The sequence below is a fragment of the Lysinibacillus sp. 54212 genome (assembly GCF_036662795.1).
In the GTDB taxonomy this organism is placed as follows: domain Bacteria; phylum Bacillota; class Bacilli; order Bacillales_A; family Planococcaceae; genus Lysinibacillus_B.
In genome coordinates this window covers 38,200-56,330 of sequence record NZ_JBAFWZ010000011.1, presented here as the reverse complement: position 1 = coordinate 56,330, position 18,131 = coordinate 38,200, and the positions used below count along the sequence as shown (strand labels likewise).

Sequence of the window (18,131 nt, the reverse complement as noted above, 5' to 3'; positions counted from 1 at the left end):
AATGGGTGATGAAAAATGTCAATAGAAATACGCAATGTGACGAAGCACTATGGCTCGTTTCAGGCATTATCGAATATAAATTTAGATATTCCTAAAGGGGAGTTAGTAGCATTACTTGGCCCGTCAGGTTCTGGGAAAACGACGCTGCTCCGAATGATTGCTGGTCTAGAGTCGATTGAAGAAGGTAGCATTTCTTTTGATGGTATAGATTTAAGTGATGTGAGTGTGAATCAACGTGATGTAGGCTTTGTGTTTCAGCATTATGCATTATTTAAGCATATGACCGTATTTGATAATATTGCATTCGGCTTAAAGGTACGTAAAAAAAGACTGCGCCCGTCAAAGAAGGAAATTGAGCATAAAGTAAACGAGCTGTTGGATTTAGTGAAATTAAGTGGTTTTGCCCAACGTTATCCTACGCAGCTCTCTGGTGGGCAACGGCAGCGTGTAGCACTAGCAAGAGCCTTGGCAGTAGAACCGAAAATATTATTGCTAGATGAGCCGTTCGGTGCACTCGATGCAAAGGTACGAAAAGAGTTACGTAGGTGGTTACGAAAATTACATAATGAGATCCATGTAACGAGTGTATTCGTAACACATGATCAAGAAGAGGCATTAGATGTTGCGGACCGAATCGTCATTATGAATAAAGGGGAAATTGAGCAGCTCGGTACGCCATCAGAAGTATATGATAAGCCGGCTAGTCCATTCGTATATGACTTTTTAGGTAATGTAAATTTGTTTCACGGCCGCCTGCATAAAGGGAAGCTAGATTTAGGCTCAGCGAGATTTGATGCACCAGATCATTTGCATGCCCATGATACAGAAGCAGTTGGATATGTTCGCCCTCATCATTTGAAAATAGAGAGAGAGCAGAGGAGTGAGGAAGCGATTGCAGCAAAAATTACATTTATGCATTCGATTGGTCCGACATGGCATGTTGAGATGAAGCGTGAAGATCATGATGCGTATGTAGAGGTGGAGGTAAGTAAGGAAGACTACGAGCAGCTTGGGTTAAAGGTTGGAGAAGTGGTATATGTCAGTCCAAAAGAAATGAAAGTATTCATACCAGAGGACTTTGTGATTTAAGGAGGGATTCTTTTGTTAACGTACGAAGCATGGCAGGAGCCGAACGTTTCATTTGAAGCTGATGAAATATATAAAGGCGCTCTGCAGGTTTTAGAATGGAGCTTTAAAGAGTATGGAAAAGATATTGTGTACGCATGTAGTTTTGGCATTGAAGGAATTGTGCTAATTGATTTAATTGCGAAAGTACAGCCGGATGCACAAATTGTGTTTTTAGATACAGATGTACATTTTAAAGAAACATACGAAACGATTGAGCGAGTCCGTGAGAAATATCCAGCACTCCGTATAGAATTAAAAAAGCCAGCGCTCACTTTAGAGCAGCAAGCGGAGCAGTTCGGCGATAAATTATGGGAAACGAATCCAAATCAATGCTGCAATATTCGAAAGCTAAATCCATTAAATGAGGTACTAACGGGTGCTAAAGCGTGGATTTCTGGTCTTCGTCATGAGCAATCAGAAACACGGAAAAATGTTGAGTTTATCAATAAGGACGATCGTTTCCAATCGGTTAAGATATGCCCACTGATTCACTGGACATGGAAGGATGTATGGCGATACGTCTCAAAGCATGAATTAACTTATAACATCCTGCACGACCAAGGTTACCCGAGCATCGGCTGTTTACATTGCACAAAGCCTGCTTTTACCGCTGAAGATTTACGCTCAGGAAGATGGCAAGGGCAAGGAAAAACAGAATGTGGCCTACATGGCTAACCATTAATTTTGATAGATTTTGAAAGGAGAACACGTAAATGAATGAACTGACTCACCTCGATCAACTTGAGGCAGAAGCAATATATATTATTCGCGAAGTGGCTGCGGAATGTGAAAACCCAGTAATGCTTTATTCAATTGGAAAGGATAGCTCCGTTATGCTTCATTTAGCGATGAAAGCCTTCTATCCGGAAAAGCCACCGTTTCCTTTTCTGCACATCGATACAACATGGAAATTTAAAGAAATGATCAGATTTAGAGACCGACGTGCAAAAGAACTAGGCATTGAAATGCTAGTCCACAGGAATGAAGAGGGGCTTGAGCAAGGCATTAATCCATTCGATCACGGTTCGGCCTATACAGATATTATGAAAACACAAAGCTTAAAGCAAGGTCTAGATAAATACGGGTTTACGGCAGCTTTTGGTGGAGGAAGACGAGATGAGGAAAAATCCCGTGCCAAGGAACGTATTTTTTCCTTCCGAAATAAAAACCACGCTTGGGATCCGAAAAATCAACGACCTGAAATGTGGCAGCTCTATAATACACAAATTCATAAGGGGGAAAGCATACGTGTCTTCCCAATTTCAAACTGGACTGAAAAGGATATATGGCAATATATTCATCGAGAAGGTATCGATATTGTTCCACTTTATTTTGCAAAGGAAAGACCCGTTGTGAACCGAGATGGCAATTATGTGATGGTAGATGATGAACGTATGAGATTAGAACCGAATGAAGAAGTGATAATGAAAAAAGTTCGTTTTCGTACATTAGGCTGCTACCCTCTGACAGGCGGTATTGAATCGGATGCAGTTACGTTGGATGAAATTATTGAAGAAACATTAGGTGCCGTTACATCAGAACGTACAACTCGTGTTATCGATCAAGAAGCTGTTGGGAGCATGGAAAGACGTAAGCGAGAGGGGTATTTCTAACATGAAAAGCTTATTGAAATTTATAACTTGTGGCAGTGTAGATGATGGGAAATCTACGCTAATCGGTCATATGCTCTATGATGCTAAGCTGCTGTTTGCTGACCAGGAAAAAGCATTAGAATTAGATAGCAAACTAGGCAGTCGTGGCGGAGAAATTGACTATTCACTACTACTAGATGGTTTACTAGCAGAACGAGAGCAGGGGATTACGATCGATGTCGCGTATCGCTATTTCACAACAGACTATCGTTCGTTTATTGTAGCAGATACGCCAGGGCACGAGGAATACACACGTAATATGGCTGTAGGTGCTTCGTTTGCTGACCTTGCTATTATTCTAGTAGATGCAACAAAGGGAGTTATTACCCAAACGAAGCGTCATGCTCGTATTTGTGCCCTTATGGGTGTGAAGCATATTGTATTAGCTGTTAATAAAATGGATTTAATAGGGTTCAATCAAGCTCGATTTAATGAAATAAGAGATGATTTTTTTCAACTAACAAAGGATTTCTCACTTGAAAGTATTCAAATTATTCCAGTTTCCGCAACGAATGGGGACAATATAACAAAGAGCTCGGAGAATACACCATGGTACGATGGGCTAGCCTTACTTCCTTATTTAGAACAAGTAGATGTTCGAAAAGACAAGGAGCAACAATTTTTCATGATGCCTGTACAGCGGGTAAGCAGACCTGATCATACATTTCGCGGTTTTCAAGGGCAAATTGAAGCTGGGGCAGTAGCGGTAGGGGATGAAGTAATCGCTCTTCCAAGTAATGAAAAGGCGAAGGTAAAAAGTATTTTATTAACGGACAGAGAAGTTCAATGCGCTAGTATAGGGCAGCCTATTACAGTTCAATTAGATCGAGAAGTAGATGTTTCGCGCGGCTGCGTTTTAACTACAGCGGATAATATTGAAGGAGCTGATTTATTTTCTGCTCAAATTCTATGGATGGATGATACAAAGCTTGTCCCTGGAAAGCAGTATTTCGTGAAAATTGGAACGAAAATTATTCCTGGTACGGTTCTTTCGATTCAACATAAAGTGGATATTAATACAGGACAGCATATTCAAGCTGAGCAAATTGTGAAAAATGAATTAGCCTCATGTGAAATAGCTCTGTCAGAAAAAATCGTGTTTGATTCATTTGAACGGAATGAAGCACTAGGGAGTTTTATTTTAATTGATCGTGTTACGAATATGACATCCTCATGTGGTGTGATTCTTCAAGCTCTTCACCATGCCCATAATATTAGCTGGCAAAATACAGATATAACAAGGGAAGTGCGGGCAAGTCAAAAAGGGCAGTCCCCTGTAACGCTGTGGTTCACTGGTCTTTCAGGCTCAGGAAAATCAACTCTCTCGAATGAAGTTGAAAAGCGCCTAGTTTCCTTAGGTTATCATACGATGCTACTAGACGGAGACAATGTTCGACTAGGTTTAAATAAAGATTTAGGTTTTGACGAAGTGGGCCGTGTGGAAAATATCCGTCGTATCGCCGAAGTGGCGAAGCTGATGAATGATGGGGGCTTAATTACGTTAACATCGTTTATTTCACCATTCGAGCAGGATCGTTCCTATGCGAAGAGGGTTATTGGCGACGCTTATATTGAAATATACGTCAGTACACCACTCCAGGTTTGTGAAGAGCGTGATGTGAAAGGGCTATATAAAAGAGCACGAGCAGAGGAAATACAGCATTTTACCGGTATTTCCAGTCCATATGAAGCACCGAGGAATCCTCATATTGAAATCGATACAAGCGACTATTCATTAGAGGACGCAACCGATTATATTGTAAAAGAAGTTTTAAAATTTCTGTCCCTATAAAGCTAATAAAAATCCTCCCTACATATTAGACCTACGTTATATAAACGAAAAAGGGAGGATGTTAGCTACAAATTCAGAAGATTAATTAAATATGAAAGAAGTCTCCTTTTAGCTTAGATTTTGCAATATGGAAAGGGTTTTTTAAATGTTCTTTATTGTATTGCAGTGGTAGACCTGTATTATACTCTTCAACCCTGCCACCACTAAACGTTACAATAGCTTCCCCGGCAGCAGTATCCCATTCCATTGAATAGCTTAGCCGAGGGTAAATATCTGCGCTACCTTCTGCGATTAAACACATTTTTACCGAGCTACCTGCTTCGATAATATGTACATCGCCGACCTGCTGTTGAATTTGGTCGATATAGGCTTGCGTGATTGTTGAAAAATGAGAGCGGCTCACAACAATTGCTAATGAATCGCGTGGTTGGGTAATAGGTAATTTTTCGGATGCATCTATTAATTCGCTTTCACTATAAACCTTCTGTAACGTAGTATTACATTTTTCCATTTTATAGGAACCTAGCCTACTGCTTGCAAAGTACATTGTGTCCTGAGAGGGTAAATAAATAACGCCCAAAATAGGTGTGCCCCTTTTAATAAGTCCGATATTGACTGTGAATTCTCCATTTCGCTTAATAAATTCCTTTGTGCCATCTAAAGGATCAATAAGCCAAGCAGTATGCCAACGCTCCCGCTGTTTATAGTCAGGCAATTCCCCTTCTTCACTGATTAATGGAATAGTTGGATAGAGTGAGGATAGTTTATCGCAAATATAGTTATGTGATTTTTTATCAGCAATGGTTACTGGTGAAGCATCGTTTTTATATTCAACTGTCATCCCATCTGAATGATACACATCTAAAATTTGCTGTCCTGCTTCGAATGCCGTTTTAGCGATTTCTAATATATTGATCCTTTGGTTGACCATGGTATCCCTCCTAGTTGCTGTAATTCTAACATAGCTACTAGGAATACTCAAGATTAGTCAGAGGTATGTAGGAATGATTGAGTAAAGGTGCTATTTCCTTTGAAATCACCAATAAAGCCTTTAAGATGGAGAATGAAAAAATAATAACCGAGTTTTTTTATAGGTATTATTGTATTTGGGATGAGAATACTTTAATATATACATTAATATTAATTATTGGAAATAATTCGCATTAAAAGGAGGGTAATTTTATGGGGAAGGTTTATATTGTTGGAGCGGGACCTGGGGATGTTGAGTTAATAACTGTTAAGGGCCTTCGCTGCATTAAAGAAGCAGATGTTATTTTTTACGATCGATTAATAAATAAGGAATTATTAGAGTATGCCAAGCCTAATGCGAAGCTGATCTATTGTGGCAAGCTACCGAATCGTCATGCAATGATTCAGGAACATATTAATTTTTCGCTTGTACAATATGCCAGTCAAGGGAAAGTAGTGACACGCTTAAAAGGTGGAGACCCATTTGTTTTTGGTCGTGGTGCTGAAGAAGCAGAGGTACTAGCCGAACATAAAATCCCGTTTGAAATTGTACCAGGAATTACTTCAGGCATTGCAGCACCGGCGTATGCAGGAATTCCGGTGACACATCGAGATTACAGCTCGAGCTTTGCCATTGTGACAGGACATATGCGTGAAGGAAAGGATGATTCTATAAAATGGGAAAACTTGGCGAAGGGAATCGATACATTAGCGATTTACATGGGAGTAGGAAATTTACCGTATATTTGCTCACAGCTATTAAAGTATGGGCGAAATCCTTCAACGCCTGTTGCGCTCGTACATATGGGGACATTTGAAGAACAGCAAACGGTGACGGGAACTTTAGAAACGATTGTGTCACGGGCTAAGGAAAGTCAAATTAGCAATCCGAGCATGATTATTGTTGGAGAGGTAGTTTCGATCCGTGAAAAAATACAATGGTTTGAGCAAAAGCTCGAGACAGAGCGGTATGTAGAAGAAAGTATCAGGATAAGTAGGTGAGAGGATGCACGCAATTTTATATGTTGGGCATGGAACAAGAGTGAAAAAAGGGGTAGAAGAGGCTCTATGTTTTATCGAGGAAACAAAGAGGCAGGTTGCAGTGGGGATTCAAGAAACAGCTTTTTTAGAATTAGTAGAGCCAACTATCCTGCAAGGAATAGAGAATTGTGTAAATCGAGGTGCTACAACTATTACGATTGCTCCTATTTTGCTACTGTCAGCTCAGCACGCAAAGGAAGACATTCCAGTAGAAATTGAAAGGGCTCGAAAATTGTATCCGTATGTAAAGTTTCTAATAGGTCAACCATTTGGCATTCATGATGCATTAATCGATACCGTATATAAACGTATTACCGAGCAGTCTCTTGAAATTTTACCTGAAGCAGAGGTGCTATTAGTGGGGCGGGGAAGCAGTGATCTGGCAGTCGTAAGAGATATGAACATTATTAGTCACCGTCTGCAGGAGAAATTTGGGTTTTGTTCAGTACGTACTTGCTTTTTATATGGCTCAGGACCATCGTTTGACGATACTTTAAATGGTTTACAGCTCCAAGATGTAAAGCAGCTATTTATCGTTCCGTACTTATTATTTTCAGGTCTATTAAGTATTGGGATTCGAAAAAAGGTGAATGCACTTGAAATTGATGAGGCCCGAATCATTTTATGTGAGAGTCTAGGCTATGACCAAAACGTTCGTCAGGTTCTTATTGAGCGAGTGCAAAAGGCGATTTAATAAGGGGGATCGAGTATGACAAAGCAAAAGGAAAATGTTGAAGCAGCTCTAGAAAACATTAAGGAGATGCTCGCAACGATTAAGTTTGGAACAATTACACTTGTTATACAGGATGGGCTTGTTGTTCAAATCGAGAAAAATGAAAAAATTAGATTGAAGTAAATTCGCGAGGTGGAAAAATTGACTTTAAATGTATTGAGCAGTCCGTTTAACGAAGAGCAAATAAAAGGATTAAATGAATTATTACCAAGCTTAACTGACTATCAAAAAATTTGGTTAACAGGCTACTTAAGTGGAGCACAGGCTACAGCACAAGCATCGCTTGAAAATCCTATCGAAGCAGCAGTGGTAGAGGAACCGATTCAGGCCGTAAGACAAATTGCTACTGTTTTATATGGATCCCAAACTGGCAATGCACAAGGTGTAGCAGAGAAGCTAGGAAAGACTTTAAGTGAATACGGTGTAGAGGTAACCGTTTCATCCATGTCAGCGTTTAAAACGAATAATCTGAAAAAACTGACTAATTTATTTGTAGTGGCAAGTACACATGGAGAAGGGGAGCCGCCTGATAATGCCATTGGATTCCATGAGTTTCTTTATAGCAAGCGGGCACCGAAGCTCCATCATGTGAAGTTTTCGGTACTAGCCCTAGGAGATAGCTCTTATGAGTTTTTCTGTAAAACAGGTATTGATTTTGATGAAAGATTAGAGAAACTCGGTGCGCAGCGTATTATTCCGCGTGTAGACTGTGACCTAGATTTTGAGGAGCTTGCCCATAATTGGGTGGAAGAGGTGGCCCGTGAGCTGTCAGCCTTGACGCCACAAGCATCAACTGGAGGAGAGGTAAAGGCAATCGGACAAAACGAGGAAACAGTGTATTCCAAGAAAAATCCGTTCCAAGCAGAGGTGCTTGCGAATATTAATTTAAACGGTCGTGGCTCAAATAAGAAAACGCATCATCTTGAGCTCTCGTTGGAAGGCTCTGGGTTAACCTATGAACCTGGAGATAGCATTGGCATCCTGCCGGAAAATGATCCAACCTTAGTAGTCTCCCTTATTTCAGCTCTTGGCTTTGATGAAAATATAAAGGTGAAGCTACAAGATGAAGAACTTTCGTTGAAGGAAGCGCTGCAAAAGAAGCTAGAAATTACGGTGTTGTCAAAGCCGTTATTACAAAAAATTGCGGCATTCACCGGCAATGAAGAATTAGGAAATATTTTAGCACAAGCTAATGCTTGGAAGGATTATGGGTATGGACGCGACTTACTAGATGTAGTGGAGCAATTTGGTCCGTTTTCATGGTCAGAACAGGATTTTGTAGAATTACTACGAAAAATTCCAGTTCGTCTTTATTCGATCTCAAGTAGTCAGCGGGCCAATGAGGATGAGGTTCATTTAACGATTGGAAAGGTAAGTTATGAAGGGGATGGTCGTACACGTCTCGGTGTATGCTCTGGGGGGATTGCAGAGCGTCTAGAAGAGGGCGAAAAGCTTCCGATTTATGTGCATAGAAATCCAAACTTCAAATTACCAAAGGACGATTCTACACCGATTATTATGATTGGTGCTGGTACTGGAATTGCGCCATACCGTTCCTTTATAGAGGAACGAGCAGAAGCAGGTGTAGAGGGTAAATCATGGTTGTTCTTTGGTGATCAGCATTTTGTTACAGACTTCCTTTACCAAACAGAGTGGCAGAGTTGGTTAAAAGAAGGGGCTCTTACGAATTTAACCGTTGCTTTTTCACGAGATACTGAACACAAGGTATACGTACAGCATCGCTTACAGGAAAATGCAAAAGAGGTTTACCAATGGCTTGAACAAGGTGCAATCATTTATGTATGTGGTGACGAAAAAACGATGGCAGCCGATGTCGATAAAATGTTACATACGATTATTGAAGAACAGAGTGAAAAAACAATAGATGAAGCAGCAAAATATATCAATGAATTAAAGAGTCAACAACGTTATCAAAGAGATGTGTACTAACGATAAATCGGCAAGTTGAATTTGATGGATTGGAGAGAAGAAAGTATGACTGAAAAAATTGTATTACCGCCACAGCCTGGTACGCCAAGTGACGTGGAACGTATAAAAAATGAAAGTAATTATTTACGAGGAACACTTGAAGGAACGATGAAATATCCTTTAAGCTCTGGGATTCCTGAAGATGATAACCGTTTAATGAAATTCCACGGAAGCTATTTACAGGATGACCGCGATGTGCGCAATGAACGTGAAAAGCAAAAGCTAGAGCCCGCGTATCAATTTATGGTACGTGTTCGAACACCGGGCGGGACAGCTACACCCCAGCAATGGCTTGTTATGGATGAAATGGGCGATAAATATGGGAATGGTTCATTAAAGTTAACAACTCGTCAAGCATTTCAGGTGCACGGCATTTTAAAATGGAATGTTAAAAAGTATATGCAAGAAATTCATGAGGCGCTGTTAGATTGTATTGCAGCATGTGGCGACGTGAACCGGAATGTAATGTGTAATGTAAACCCAAATCAGTCTTCGCTACATGATGAAGTATATCAATGGTCTGCAAAGCTAAGTGAGCATCTGTTACCTAGAACGCGCGCCTATCATGAGCTTTGGCTAGATGGTGAAAAAGTATATGACGGTCAAGAAGCAGAGGTAGAGCCAATTTACGGAGCCCTTTACTTGCCTCGTAAATTCAAAATCGGTATAGCGATCCCACCAAGCAATGATGTTGATGTTTTTTCGCAGGATATTGGCTTTATTGCAATTGTAGAAAATGAGGAGCTAGTAGGCTTTAACGTTGCTGTTGGTGGCGGTATGGGTATGACACATGGTGATACTTCCACTTATCCGCAGCTTGGTCGTATAGTTGGCTATATTCCTAAAGAACGATTACTAGAAACAGCTGAGAAAATCCTAACAATACAGCGAGACTATGGAAATCGGGCGGTCCGTAAAAATGCACGCTTTAAATATACGATTGATGCACGTGGGCTTGATTGGTTCAAGGAGGAGCTCAATCGACGTTTAGGATGGGAATTAGGAGAGACTCGTTCATATTCCTTTAAGCGCACAGGTGATGAATTTGGCTGGATTAAAGGGGCGGACGGGAATTGGCATTTTACGCTGTTTATCCAAAATGGACGCATTCGAGATTTTGAGGATTATCAGTTAAAAACAGGTCTTCGTGAAATTGCAAAAGTCCATACAGGCTTGTTCCGTTTAACACCAAATCAAAATTTATTAATTGCAGATGTAGCTCCACAAAAGAAACGTACGATTGATATGTTATTAAAAAAATACAATATTACAGATGGTGCACATTATTCGGCACTTCGACGTAATTCGATTGCGTGTGTTTCGTTACCAACATGTGGCTTAGCAATGGCTGAAGCTGAGCGTTATTTACCATCTCTAATTACAAAAATCGATGATATTTTATCTGAAATCGGCTTGCTTGAAACGGAAATTGGCATCCGCATGTCAGGCTGTCCAAATGGCTGTTCACGTGCAGCAATGGGGGAAATCGGCTTTATCGGAAAAGGTCCAGGAAAATATAATTTGTATTTAGGTGGCGATTTCAAAGGGGAACGTCTTAATAAGATTTATCGTGAAAATATTGGCGAAGACGAAATACTAGCTACACTTCGTCCGATTTTCGAACACTATGCAAAAGAGCGCGGTGAAGGCGAACATTTCGGTGACTTTGTGATTCGTAAAGACTATGTGCAGGCCGTGACAGACGGTCGTGACTTTCATAATCAACCTGTTACATGATAAATAAGTGAAGAAAGAGCTCGTTCTTACGTAATTTACGTAGGCGAGCTTTTTTGTTTTTCTAATGATATGCTTTATGAATAAAAATTTGCTATAAGTGATAGAGAAGGGAGATGATAAAATGATTTATATTGGTTTAACTGGCTGGGGCGATCATCCGGCATTGTATTCTGAAGTAACAAGTGCACGGGATAAATTATTTGATTATAGCGGTCATTTTCCAGTTGTAGAGGTCGATACTTCATTTTATGCGATTCCGAACTCCGCAACGATAGACAAATGGTGTAGGGATACACCGGAACGCTTTCAATTTGTCTTAAAGGCATACCAAGGGATGACAGGGCATTTACGGGAGGATCTACCATATGAAACACGAAATGATATGTTTAATGCTTTCAAAGAGTGTGCAAATACCTTTAAAAAATATAATAAATTAGCCCTGGTGCTCGTTCAATTTCCACCGTGGTTTGATTGTACAGCCCAAAATGTCCAATATATTCGTTACATAAAAGGGCAGCTAATCGATTACCCTATTGCCATCGAATTTCGTAATCAAACATGGTACGCTAGGGATACGAAGGAAAAAACGCTGCACTTTTTACGAGAAAATGAGCTAATTCATACCGTCTGTGATGAACCACAAGCTGGTGTTGGATGCGTACCACTTGTACCGATCTCAACTGCGAATAAGGCTTTAGTACGTATTCATGGGCGCAATATTCATGGATGGCGAAATATCGGGAATATGCACAATTGGCGAAAGGTACGATTTCTTTATGATTATAATGAAGAGGAATTGCAAGCACTAGCCGAGCAAGTCCGACAGCTACAGGGGCAGGCAAAAGATGTGTTTGTACTGTTTAACAATAATTCGGATTATCATGCAGCGCCTAATGCAAAGCGAATGCAGGAAATACTAGGGCTTCAGTTTGAGGATCTTTCACCAAAGCAAATGAATATGTTTGAAGGAGAGTTGTAATGGAATTTTTACTGCTATTTATTATTGCCCTTTGTGCAGGAATAATCGGCGCGTTAGTCGGCTTAGGTGGAGGGGCCATTTTAATTCCTGCCACATTATTTATTGGAATTAGCCTAGGCTTTATTCCAGATATTACCCCGCAAACAGTAGTCGGCTTATCGGTCATCATGATGATTTTTACAGGTTTAGCTTCTACCCTCTCCTATATGAAATCCAAAACAGTAGATTTTAAATCTGGTTTTATTTTCTTTGCAGGAAGTGTACCGGGAACAATTACTGGTGCCTGGATTAATAAAGGGTTAGATTTACCTTCCTTTAATTTATATTTTGGCATTTTATTGATAATACTAGCGATCATTTTAATTATCCGCGATAGGTTAAAGCCGGTGAAATGGTTTGTTGAAAATGGGAAAAAAATGAATTTTGTCGATGGGAATGGTGAACGGTACCAGTATGGCTATCCAATTTGGTTTGCTCTTTTATTTACATTCTTTGTTGGATTAATGTCGGGCTTATTTGGCATAGGTGGGGGTTCAATGATAGTACCTGCTATGATTATTTTATTTTTATTTCCACCGCATGTTGCAGTTGCCACGTCGATGTTTTTGGTGTTTTTAACATCGATTGTAAACTCAGCGAGCCACATATATTTAGGAAATGTACCTTGGCTTTATACAATACCTGTCATTCCTGGTGCTTATATTGGTGCAAAGCTTGGTGCCACACTGGGGAAAAAATTGAAGTCCGAATCACTTGTATTTGCCCTTCGGATTGTGTTACTACTCTTAGGTGTTCGTTCGATATTTGATGCATTATTTTAGAAAGAGGTGTGGGCGGTGCTCGAAAAGATTCATCTATTCCATACAAATGATTTACATAGCCATTTTGAATATTGGTTACGTATGCAAGTATATATAAAGGAGCAACGTTTAATATGTGCAGGTCGAGGTGAGCCGAGTTTTTTATTAGATGTCGGTGATCATATGGACCGCTCCAATGTTTATACAGAGGCAACACTTGGGAAGGGGAATGTTCGATTATTAAACGAGGCTGGATATGATGTCGTAACGATTGGAAATAACGAGGGCATCACGCTATCCTATGAGGAGCTTTGTGCCTTATATGAGGACGCAGCTTTTGACGTGGTTGTGGCGAATATTAACGCAATAAACGGGGAAAATCCCGCCTGGCTAAAGCCTTATACAATATTACAGACTAAGCTCGGTACAACAATCGCTGTTATCGGTGCAACAGCTCAGTTCGATGCTTTTTATAGAACGTTAAATTGGGAAGTAACGGAGCCTCGTGCCGCGATCATCTTACTTGTTCAAAAGCTTCGTGCGCAAGTAGATATCATCGTGTGCCTTTCACATTTAGGGATTACAGATGATGAACTGCTTGCAAAGGAATGTCCAGATATTGATGTTATTTTTGGCGCCCATACGCATCATAAGTTTCCCCAGGGGAAATGGGAAAATGGTGTCCTTCTAACAGGTGGCGGAAAATTCGGTCAGTATACGGGACATACAACAATAACGTACAACCATACCAACAAAAGTATTGTTTCGTTAAAAGAAGAATTAATCGAAAATGGGATGCTTGCTACAGTCCAGGGTGAGGATGATTTTGTGTATCATCTAGCAAAGGAAGGCAGGGAGATATTAAATACACCGGTCATTAGAATGACGAAAACCTACTACAAGGAATGGTTTCATTATTCACCCCTCTCCGATCTATTTGCCAGATCAATTTGGGCTTATACGAATGCTGATTGCGTAATGTTTAATGCGGGCATTTTCCTCGATAATTTACAGCAAGGGTATACGAGTGCCTACGATCTGCATAAAATCCTACCTCATCCAATTAATTTATGCACGATTGAATTAACAGGAGCAGAGCTAAAGGAAATGTACCTGCAAGCACAAAATGAGGATTGGCCAGAATTACAACTAAAGGGTCTAGGGTTTAGGGGCATTGTTTTTGGTAAAGTACTGCTATATGGCATTAAGTTTACAAAGCAGCGGGAGTTACTTATCAATGGAAAAAGAGCTGATATGCAAAAAACATATACGCTTGCTACATTAGATTTATTTACGTTCGGTTACTTTTTCCCGAGCTTTAAATATGCAAAGAAGCACTATTATTTACCTGCATTCCTGCGTGACATTTTTATGGCATATTTGCAAAATAGACCATAATTATCCTTTATACAGCTTTTCTAATTGCTCAGTTACGATTATAATGAGAAGTAAATTTAACGTAATTTATAGAATGGGGCATGAGAAATCAATGCGACTAATATCATTAAATGTCCTTAAAGAAGGGATGGTCGTTGGAAGGACGATTTGGAACGAGGCAGGCCATCCTCTTTTACAAAAGGGCGTAGAAGTATCAGATCATATTATTAACCGACTGAAGCAATTGAATATTCATTATATTTATATTGAAGATAAGATTGCCGAGGGAATTGAAATCGAAGAAACAATCTCACATCAGGTTAGAACACGGACAGTACATAATATTACTAAATCATTTAATGCGGTGAAAAAAGCTGAGCCAACACAGGCCTCCTATGTCCTTGATCAACAATCAAAGGTGATCGGTGGAATAATAGAGGGCTTATTAGACTCCATTCTAGAAAGTGAAGAGATATTAACTGTATTAACAGATGCCTATTTATATGATGAATACTTATACCATCATTCCTTCCAGGTAACCCTTTATTCGATTGCGATTGCAAAGGAAATGGGCTATGCCTACGAGGATTTACGTTTAATAGGGATTGGGGCAATGCTACATGATGTTGGTAAATTACTTATTCCAACAGAAATTTTATTAAAGCCAGGTCGATTAACGACAGAGGAATATGATTTGATGAAGCAGCATGCAAAGTTTGGCTTTGACTTGTTGCGTAATTTACATTCCATCTCGTTGCTCGTTGCTCATTGTGCCTTCCAGCATCATGAGCGTCTTGATGGAAGCGGCTATCCTCGAGGGCTAGTAGATTTTGAGATTCATCCTTTTGCTAAAATCATCGGTGTAGCTGATGTTTTTGATGCTGTTACGTCGAACCGTGTTTACCGCGAAAAGCTGCTACCTTCACAAGGAATAGCCATTATTGAAGCAGGTAGCGGGACGATTTATAGTGAAAAAGTTGTTGAAGCATTAAAGCGTAGTATCATTCATTATCCGAATGGTACGGTGTTGTTATTATCGGATGGACGACGTGGAATTGTTTCAAAGCAAAATAATAGTCAACCAGAGTGTCCGTTAGTACGAATATTCGAAGTGGAAAATGTACTTTTAGACGCCACATATGAAATTAATCTAGCGGATCATCCAGCGCTTCGTATCGACAAAATTGAAACAGAATACGTTGCTTATGTCGAATAGTACAATCTCCTTGCTCATATTATGTGAGCAGGGGGATTTTTTTGTTCTCAAGACGGAGACCAAAAATGCGATTTCGGCAGCGAAGCAGAAAATCATCGAAATTTTCATTGCTGCTAGTTAGTTTATTCGTGATGATTCTACTGACCATTTATTTTATAAATAGTCGTTTAATGCCGGTTTATCTAGATTATGCTCATGTGCAAACACATAAAATAGCTTCGTATGTTGTGAGTAAGGCAATTGATGCACGAACGACCAAAGTGCTAGATATTAATGAAATTATTGAGGAATTACCTCCCGGTGAAAGTGAAATGATTGCTGTAAAATTTAATACAGAAATAATTAATCGAGTTCGGGCAGAAACGACAACACTCGTAAAAGAATATTTAGAGCAGGCAGAAAACGGTGATTTATCTCGTTTACCGAATTTAGAAAATGTAGAATATGATGTAGGGAAAATGGAGGCGGGAGATGGTATTGTATTTTTCGTGCCGCTAGGGCAAGTGTTGAATTTACCTATAATAGGAAATCTAGGACCTAAAATTCCGATTCGCTTTCATATTATTGGGAACGTTCATAGCGACGTTGAATCTTCAATAGAGGAGTTCGGCATTAATAATGCAAGGGTAGAGGTATATATTCATTTAGAAGTCAATGTTCAAATTATTGTCCCATTTGCAAGTGAATCTGCGACAGTCGAGCAAAACATTCCGGTAGCGATGGGTCTTGTTAGTGGAAGAGTGCCGCATATTTATACGAATGGTGGAGATGGTGTACAGCCATCGCTTGAGGTGCCTGTTCCATATGAGTAAAGAAAATTGTATGATTGACAAATGAAAGTTAGTTGTTGCTAGCATAGATATATGATACATTGACAACAGGTATGTACTATACTATATGGTCGAAATTGATAAGGGGCGAATTTTCATGACATCTTGTAAACCTACAAACAACAAAGAAGAACATATAAGAAAACCCGATTGGCTAAAAATAAAATTAAACACGAATGATGAATATAAAGGCTTAAAAAAACTAATGCGAGAAAAAAATCTTCACACTGTTTGTGAGGAAGCCCGTTGTCCAAACATTCATGAATGCTGGGGTGAACGTCGAACAGCTACAATGATGATTTTAGGCTCAATTTGTACACGTGCCTGTCGTTTTTGTGCTGTTAAAACCGGCTTACCGAATGAGTTGGATTTAGCTGAACCAGAGCGTGTGGCAGATTCTGTTAGTATTATGGAGCTGAAGCATGTTGTCATCACAATGGTGGCACGTGACGATTTAAAAGATGGTGGAGCTGAGGTGCTTGCCGAAACAGTACGCGCTATCCGTCGTAAATCACCATTCACTTCTGTTGAGGTGTTACCTTCTGATTTAGGGGGTACTGAAGAAAATCTACAGTTATTAATGGATGCAAAACCCGATATTTTAAACCATAATATCGAAACGGTTCGTCGTTTAACGCCAAGAGTTCGTGCAAAAGCAAAGTATGAACGCTCTCTTGAGTTTTTACGCCGTGCAAAGGAAATGCAGCCGGATATTCCAACAAAGTCATCGTTAATGATTGGCTTAGGGGAAACATGGGACGAAATTTTAGAGGTAATGGATGACTTACGCGCGAATAATGTAGATATTATGACAATCGGACAATATTTGCAGCCAACGAAAAAGCATTTACCAGTACAAAAATATTATTCGCCATTAGAGTTTGGCAAGCTACGTAAAATTGCAATGGAAAAAGGCTTCAGTCATTGTGAAGCAGGTCCATTAGTTCGTAGTAGTTATCATGCGGATGAGCAAGTAAATGCAGCAGCAAAGGAACGTTTAATGCGAACAGAAGCATAAAAATTTAAGTTTATTATCAACGATGTATAGAACATGGTAGATAAGAGGGTGGCGGTGTACTTATGATAGTTGCGGAAGGCTATGAGTATGAAATCATTGAAAATGTACGAGACGGATTTAAAGAGGATGTTTTTTTAGCCCGATATTCAGATATACTATCGCGCTATGATTATATCGTGGGTGACTGGGGCTACGGTCAGCTTCGATTAAAAGGATTTTTTGATGATCGAAATCAAAAGTCTACGTTCGATACAAAAATTAGTACGTTACAGGATTATTTATACGAATACTGTAACTTCGGCTGTGCCTATTTTATTGTGAAAAAAATCGGTAGAGCCCCACAAATTGTAGAAATGGTTGATGAAAATGCTCAACCGGTAGAATAAAAAAAGTGATTTCGGCTTTTGTCCGAAATCACTTTTTTTGTGTAAGAAAGTATAAGTTTTTGGCGCTTGCGCTGTGTCTAGCTCAGGCGCCCAGCCCCTCGAGTTCGCGGTCTACAGTCTCTAAGCGTGACAAGACGCTAGTAGCCTTTCGCAACCAGCTGTCGGGGCTAAAGGGCGCTTCCGCATTTCCTATCCTAAAAGCTCTGTTAAATACTCACGTAAATCGGCTGCCTCTTCCTCAGTACGATTATAAGCATGCTCTAAATAGCCCGGCTCCTCTACATCATCTGGCCCAATAATAGCGAATCTGCCAAACTGAATATCTAGTACGAGTACTTTACCGAAAAAACGGCTGCTTTGTAAAATAGCTAAATCGTATCGCTGCGTTTTACCTGTAAAGCTGACAAAGCGCGTTTTTGTATCTTCTACATCATCATATAAGAAAAATCGTTCCATTTTGATACAAGCTCCTTCCAATTCTATA

The 18,131-nt window shown here is 39.8% G+C and carries 18 protein-coding genes; 16 read left to right on the top strand and 2 right to left on the bottom strand.

What is annotated here, in order from left to right:
- Positions 1 to 15 precede the first annotated feature (15 nt).
- From V4T18_RS09760 to cysC, 4 genes are read left to right on the top strand one after another with little or no spacing between them, the layout of a single operon-like run.
- Positions 16 to 1,089: a sulfate/molybdate ABC transporter ATP-binding protein gene (locus V4T18_RS09760; RefSeq protein ID WP_332649013.1), complete on the top strand. Its 1,074-nt coding sequence runs from the start codon at positions 16 to 18 to the stop codon at positions 1,087 to 1,089.
- Between the two features lie 12 nt (positions 1,090 to 1,101).
- Entirely contained in the window at positions 1,102 to 1,803 is a 702-nt protein-coding gene (locus V4T18_RS09755) for a phosphoadenylyl-sulfate reductase (RefSeq protein ID WP_332649012.1), read from the top strand.
- Between the two features lie 38 nt (positions 1,804 to 1,841).
- On the top strand, positions 1,842 to 2,741 hold the full coding sequence (cysD, locus tag V4T18_RS09750) for a sulfate adenylyltransferase subunit CysD (protein WP_332649011.1): 900 nt from the start codon (positions 1,842 to 1,844) through the stop codon (positions 2,739 to 2,741).
- Between the two features lies 1 nt (position 2,742).
- Complete coding sequence (gene cysC, locus V4T18_RS09745; protein WP_332649010.1) at positions 2,743 to 4,572, top strand: adenylyl-sulfate kinase; 1,830 nt, start codon at positions 2,743 to 2,745, stop codon at positions 4,570 to 4,572.
- A gap of 85 nt (positions 4,573 to 4,657) precedes the next feature.
- Here the strand turns inward: cysC and cysQ are convergent, their stop codons facing one another.
- The gene (gene cysQ, locus V4T18_RS09740; RefSeq protein ID WP_332649009.1) at positions 4,658 to 5,503 is read right to left on the bottom strand and encodes a 3'(2'),5'-bisphosphate nucleotidase CysQ; all 846 of its coding nucleotides are present in this window, start codon (positions 5,501 to 5,503) and stop codon (positions 4,658 to 4,660) included.
- Positions 5,504 to 5,754: 251 nt separating this feature from the next.
- Here cysQ and cobA point away from each other — a divergent pair, with 251 nt between their 5' ends.
- From cobA to V4T18_RS09680, 12 genes are all read left to right on the top strand, one after another.
- Complete coding sequence (gene cobA / locus V4T18_RS09735; protein WP_332649008.1) at positions 5,755 to 6,543, top strand: uroporphyrinogen-III C-methyltransferase; 789 nt, start codon at positions 5,755 to 5,757, stop codon at positions 6,541 to 6,543.
- Positions 6,544 to 6,547: 4 nt separating this feature from the next.
- Positions 6,548 to 7,276: a sirohydrochlorin chelatase gene (locus V4T18_RS09730; protein WP_332649007.1), complete on the top strand. Its 729-nt coding sequence runs from the start codon at positions 6,548 to 6,550 to the stop codon at positions 7,274 to 7,276.
- A gap of 15 nt (positions 7,277 to 7,291) precedes the next feature.
- The gene (locus V4T18_RS09725) at positions 7,292 to 7,438 is read left to right on the top strand and encodes a YezD family protein (protein ID WP_332649006.1); all 147 of its coding nucleotides are present in this window, start codon (positions 7,292 to 7,294) and stop codon (positions 7,436 to 7,438) included.
- A gap of 18 nt (positions 7,439 to 7,456) precedes the next feature.
- Positions 7,457 to 9,265 (top strand): assimilatory sulfite reductase (NADPH) flavoprotein subunit, encoded by a 1,809-nt coding sequence (locus V4T18_RS09720; RefSeq protein ID WP_332649005.1) that lies wholly within the window; start codon positions 7,457 to 7,459, stop codon positions 9,263 to 9,265.
- Between the two features lie 45 nt (positions 9,266 to 9,310).
- On the top strand, positions 9,311 to 11,041 hold the full coding sequence (gene cysI / locus V4T18_RS09715; protein WP_332649004.1) for an assimilatory sulfite reductase (NADPH) hemoprotein subunit: 1,731 nt from the start codon (positions 9,311 to 9,313) through the stop codon (positions 11,039 to 11,041).
- A 121-nt stretch (positions 11,042 to 11,162) separates the two neighbouring features.
- Positions 11,163 to 12,020 carry a DUF72 domain-containing protein gene (locus V4T18_RS09710; protein WP_332649003.1) on the top strand — a complete coding sequence of 286 codons (858 nt, stop codon included), beginning with the start codon at positions 11,163 to 11,165 and terminating at the stop codon, positions 12,018 to 12,020.
- On the top strand, positions 12,020 to 12,841 hold the full coding sequence (locus V4T18_RS09705) for a sulfite exporter TauE/SafE family protein (RefSeq protein WP_332649002.1): 822 nt from the start codon (positions 12,020 to 12,022) through the stop codon (positions 12,839 to 12,841). Before V4T18_RS09710 ends, V4T18_RS09705 begins: the two co-directional genes overlap by 1 nt.
- 15 nt (positions 12,842 to 12,856) lie before the next feature.
- Positions 12,857 to 14,218, top strand: coding sequence for a bifunctional metallophosphatase/5'-nucleotidase (locus V4T18_RS09700; protein ID WP_332649001.1), 1,362 nt, complete (start codon positions 12,857 to 12,859; stop codon positions 14,216 to 14,218).
- A gap of 73 nt (positions 14,219 to 14,291) precedes the next feature.
- Positions 14,292 to 15,413: an HD-GYP domain-containing protein gene (locus tag V4T18_RS09695; protein WP_332649000.1), complete on the top strand. Its 1,122-nt coding sequence runs from the start codon at positions 14,292 to 14,294 to the stop codon at positions 15,411 to 15,413.
- Between the two features lie 65 nt (positions 15,414 to 15,478).
- A complete protein-coding gene (gene yunB, locus V4T18_RS09690; protein WP_332648999.1) occupies positions 15,479 to 16,225 on the top strand; it encodes a sporulation protein YunB in 747 nt (248 codons plus the stop codon).
- Positions 16,226 to 16,340: 115 nt separating this feature from the next.
- Complete coding sequence (gene lipA / locus V4T18_RS09685; protein WP_332648998.1) at positions 16,341 to 17,261, top strand: lipoyl synthase; 921 nt, start codon at positions 16,341 to 16,343, stop codon at positions 17,259 to 17,261.
- A gap of 62 nt (positions 17,262 to 17,323) precedes the next feature.
- Positions 17,324 to 17,647, top strand: coding sequence for a YutD family protein (locus tag V4T18_RS09680; protein WP_332648997.1), 324 nt, complete (start codon positions 17,324 to 17,326; stop codon positions 17,645 to 17,647).
- A 189-nt stretch (positions 17,648 to 17,836) separates the two neighbouring features.
- Here V4T18_RS09680 and V4T18_RS09675 read toward each other — a convergent pair whose 3' ends face one another.
- Positions 17,837 to 18,103 (bottom strand): DUF3055 domain-containing protein, encoded by a 267-nt coding sequence (locus V4T18_RS09675; protein WP_332648996.1) that lies wholly within the window; start codon positions 18,101 to 18,103, stop codon positions 17,837 to 17,839.
- Positions 18,104 to 18,131 lie beyond the last annotated feature (28 nt).

Bases quoted from the DNA above. Each gene is read 5' to 3' on its own strand.
- V4T18_RS09695 (WP_332649000.1), top strand. From the start codon at position 14,292: ATGGGGCATGAGAAATCAATGCGACTAATATCATTAAATGTCCTTAAA.
- cysD (WP_332649011.1), top strand. From the start codon at position 1,842: ATGAATGAACTGACTCACCTCGATCAACTTGAGGCAGAAGCAATATAT.
- V4T18_RS09730 (WP_332649007.1), top strand. From the start codon at position 6,548: ATGCACGCAATTTTATATGTTGGGCATGGAACAAGAGTGAAAAAAGGG.
- cysQ (WP_332649009.1), bottom strand. From the start codon at position 5,503: ATGGTCAACCAAAGGATCAATATATTAGAAATCGCTAAAACGGCATTC.
- cysC (WP_332649010.1), top strand. From the start codon at position 2,743: ATGAAAAGCTTATTGAAATTTATAACTTGTGGCAGTGTAGATGATGGG.
- cobA (WP_332649008.1), top strand. From the start codon at position 5,755: ATGGGGAAGGTTTATATTGTTGGAGCGGGACCTGGGGATGTTGAGTTA.
- lipA (WP_332648998.1), top strand. From the start codon at position 16,341: ATGACATCTTGTAAACCTACAAACAACAAAGAAGAACATATAAGAAAA.
- cysI (WP_332649004.1), top strand. From the start codon at position 9,311: ATGACTGAAAAAATTGTATTACCGCCACAGCCTGGTACGCCAAGTGAC.
- V4T18_RS09705 (WP_332649002.1), top strand. From the start codon at position 12,020: ATGGAATTTTTACTGCTATTTATTATTGCCCTTTGTGCAGGAATAATC.
- V4T18_RS09675 (WP_332648996.1), bottom strand. From the start codon at position 18,103: ATGGAACGATTTTTCTTATATGATGATGTAGAAGATACAAAAACGCGC.
- V4T18_RS09725 (WP_332649006.1), top strand. From the start codon at position 7,292: ATGACAAAGCAAAAGGAAAATGTTGAAGCAGCTCTAGAAAACATTAAG.
- yunB (WP_332648999.1), top strand. From the start codon at position 15,479: ATGCGATTTCGGCAGCGAAGCAGAAAATCATCGAAATTTTCATTGCTG.
- V4T18_RS09710 (WP_332649003.1), top strand. From the start codon at position 11,163: ATGATTTATATTGGTTTAACTGGCTGGGGCGATCATCCGGCATTGTAT.
- V4T18_RS09680 (WP_332648997.1), top strand. From the start codon at position 17,324: ATGATAGTTGCGGAAGGCTATGAGTATGAAATCATTGAAAATGTACGA.
- V4T18_RS09760 (WP_332649013.1), top strand. From the start codon at position 16: ATGTCAATAGAAATACGCAATGTGACGAAGCACTATGGCTCGTTTCAG.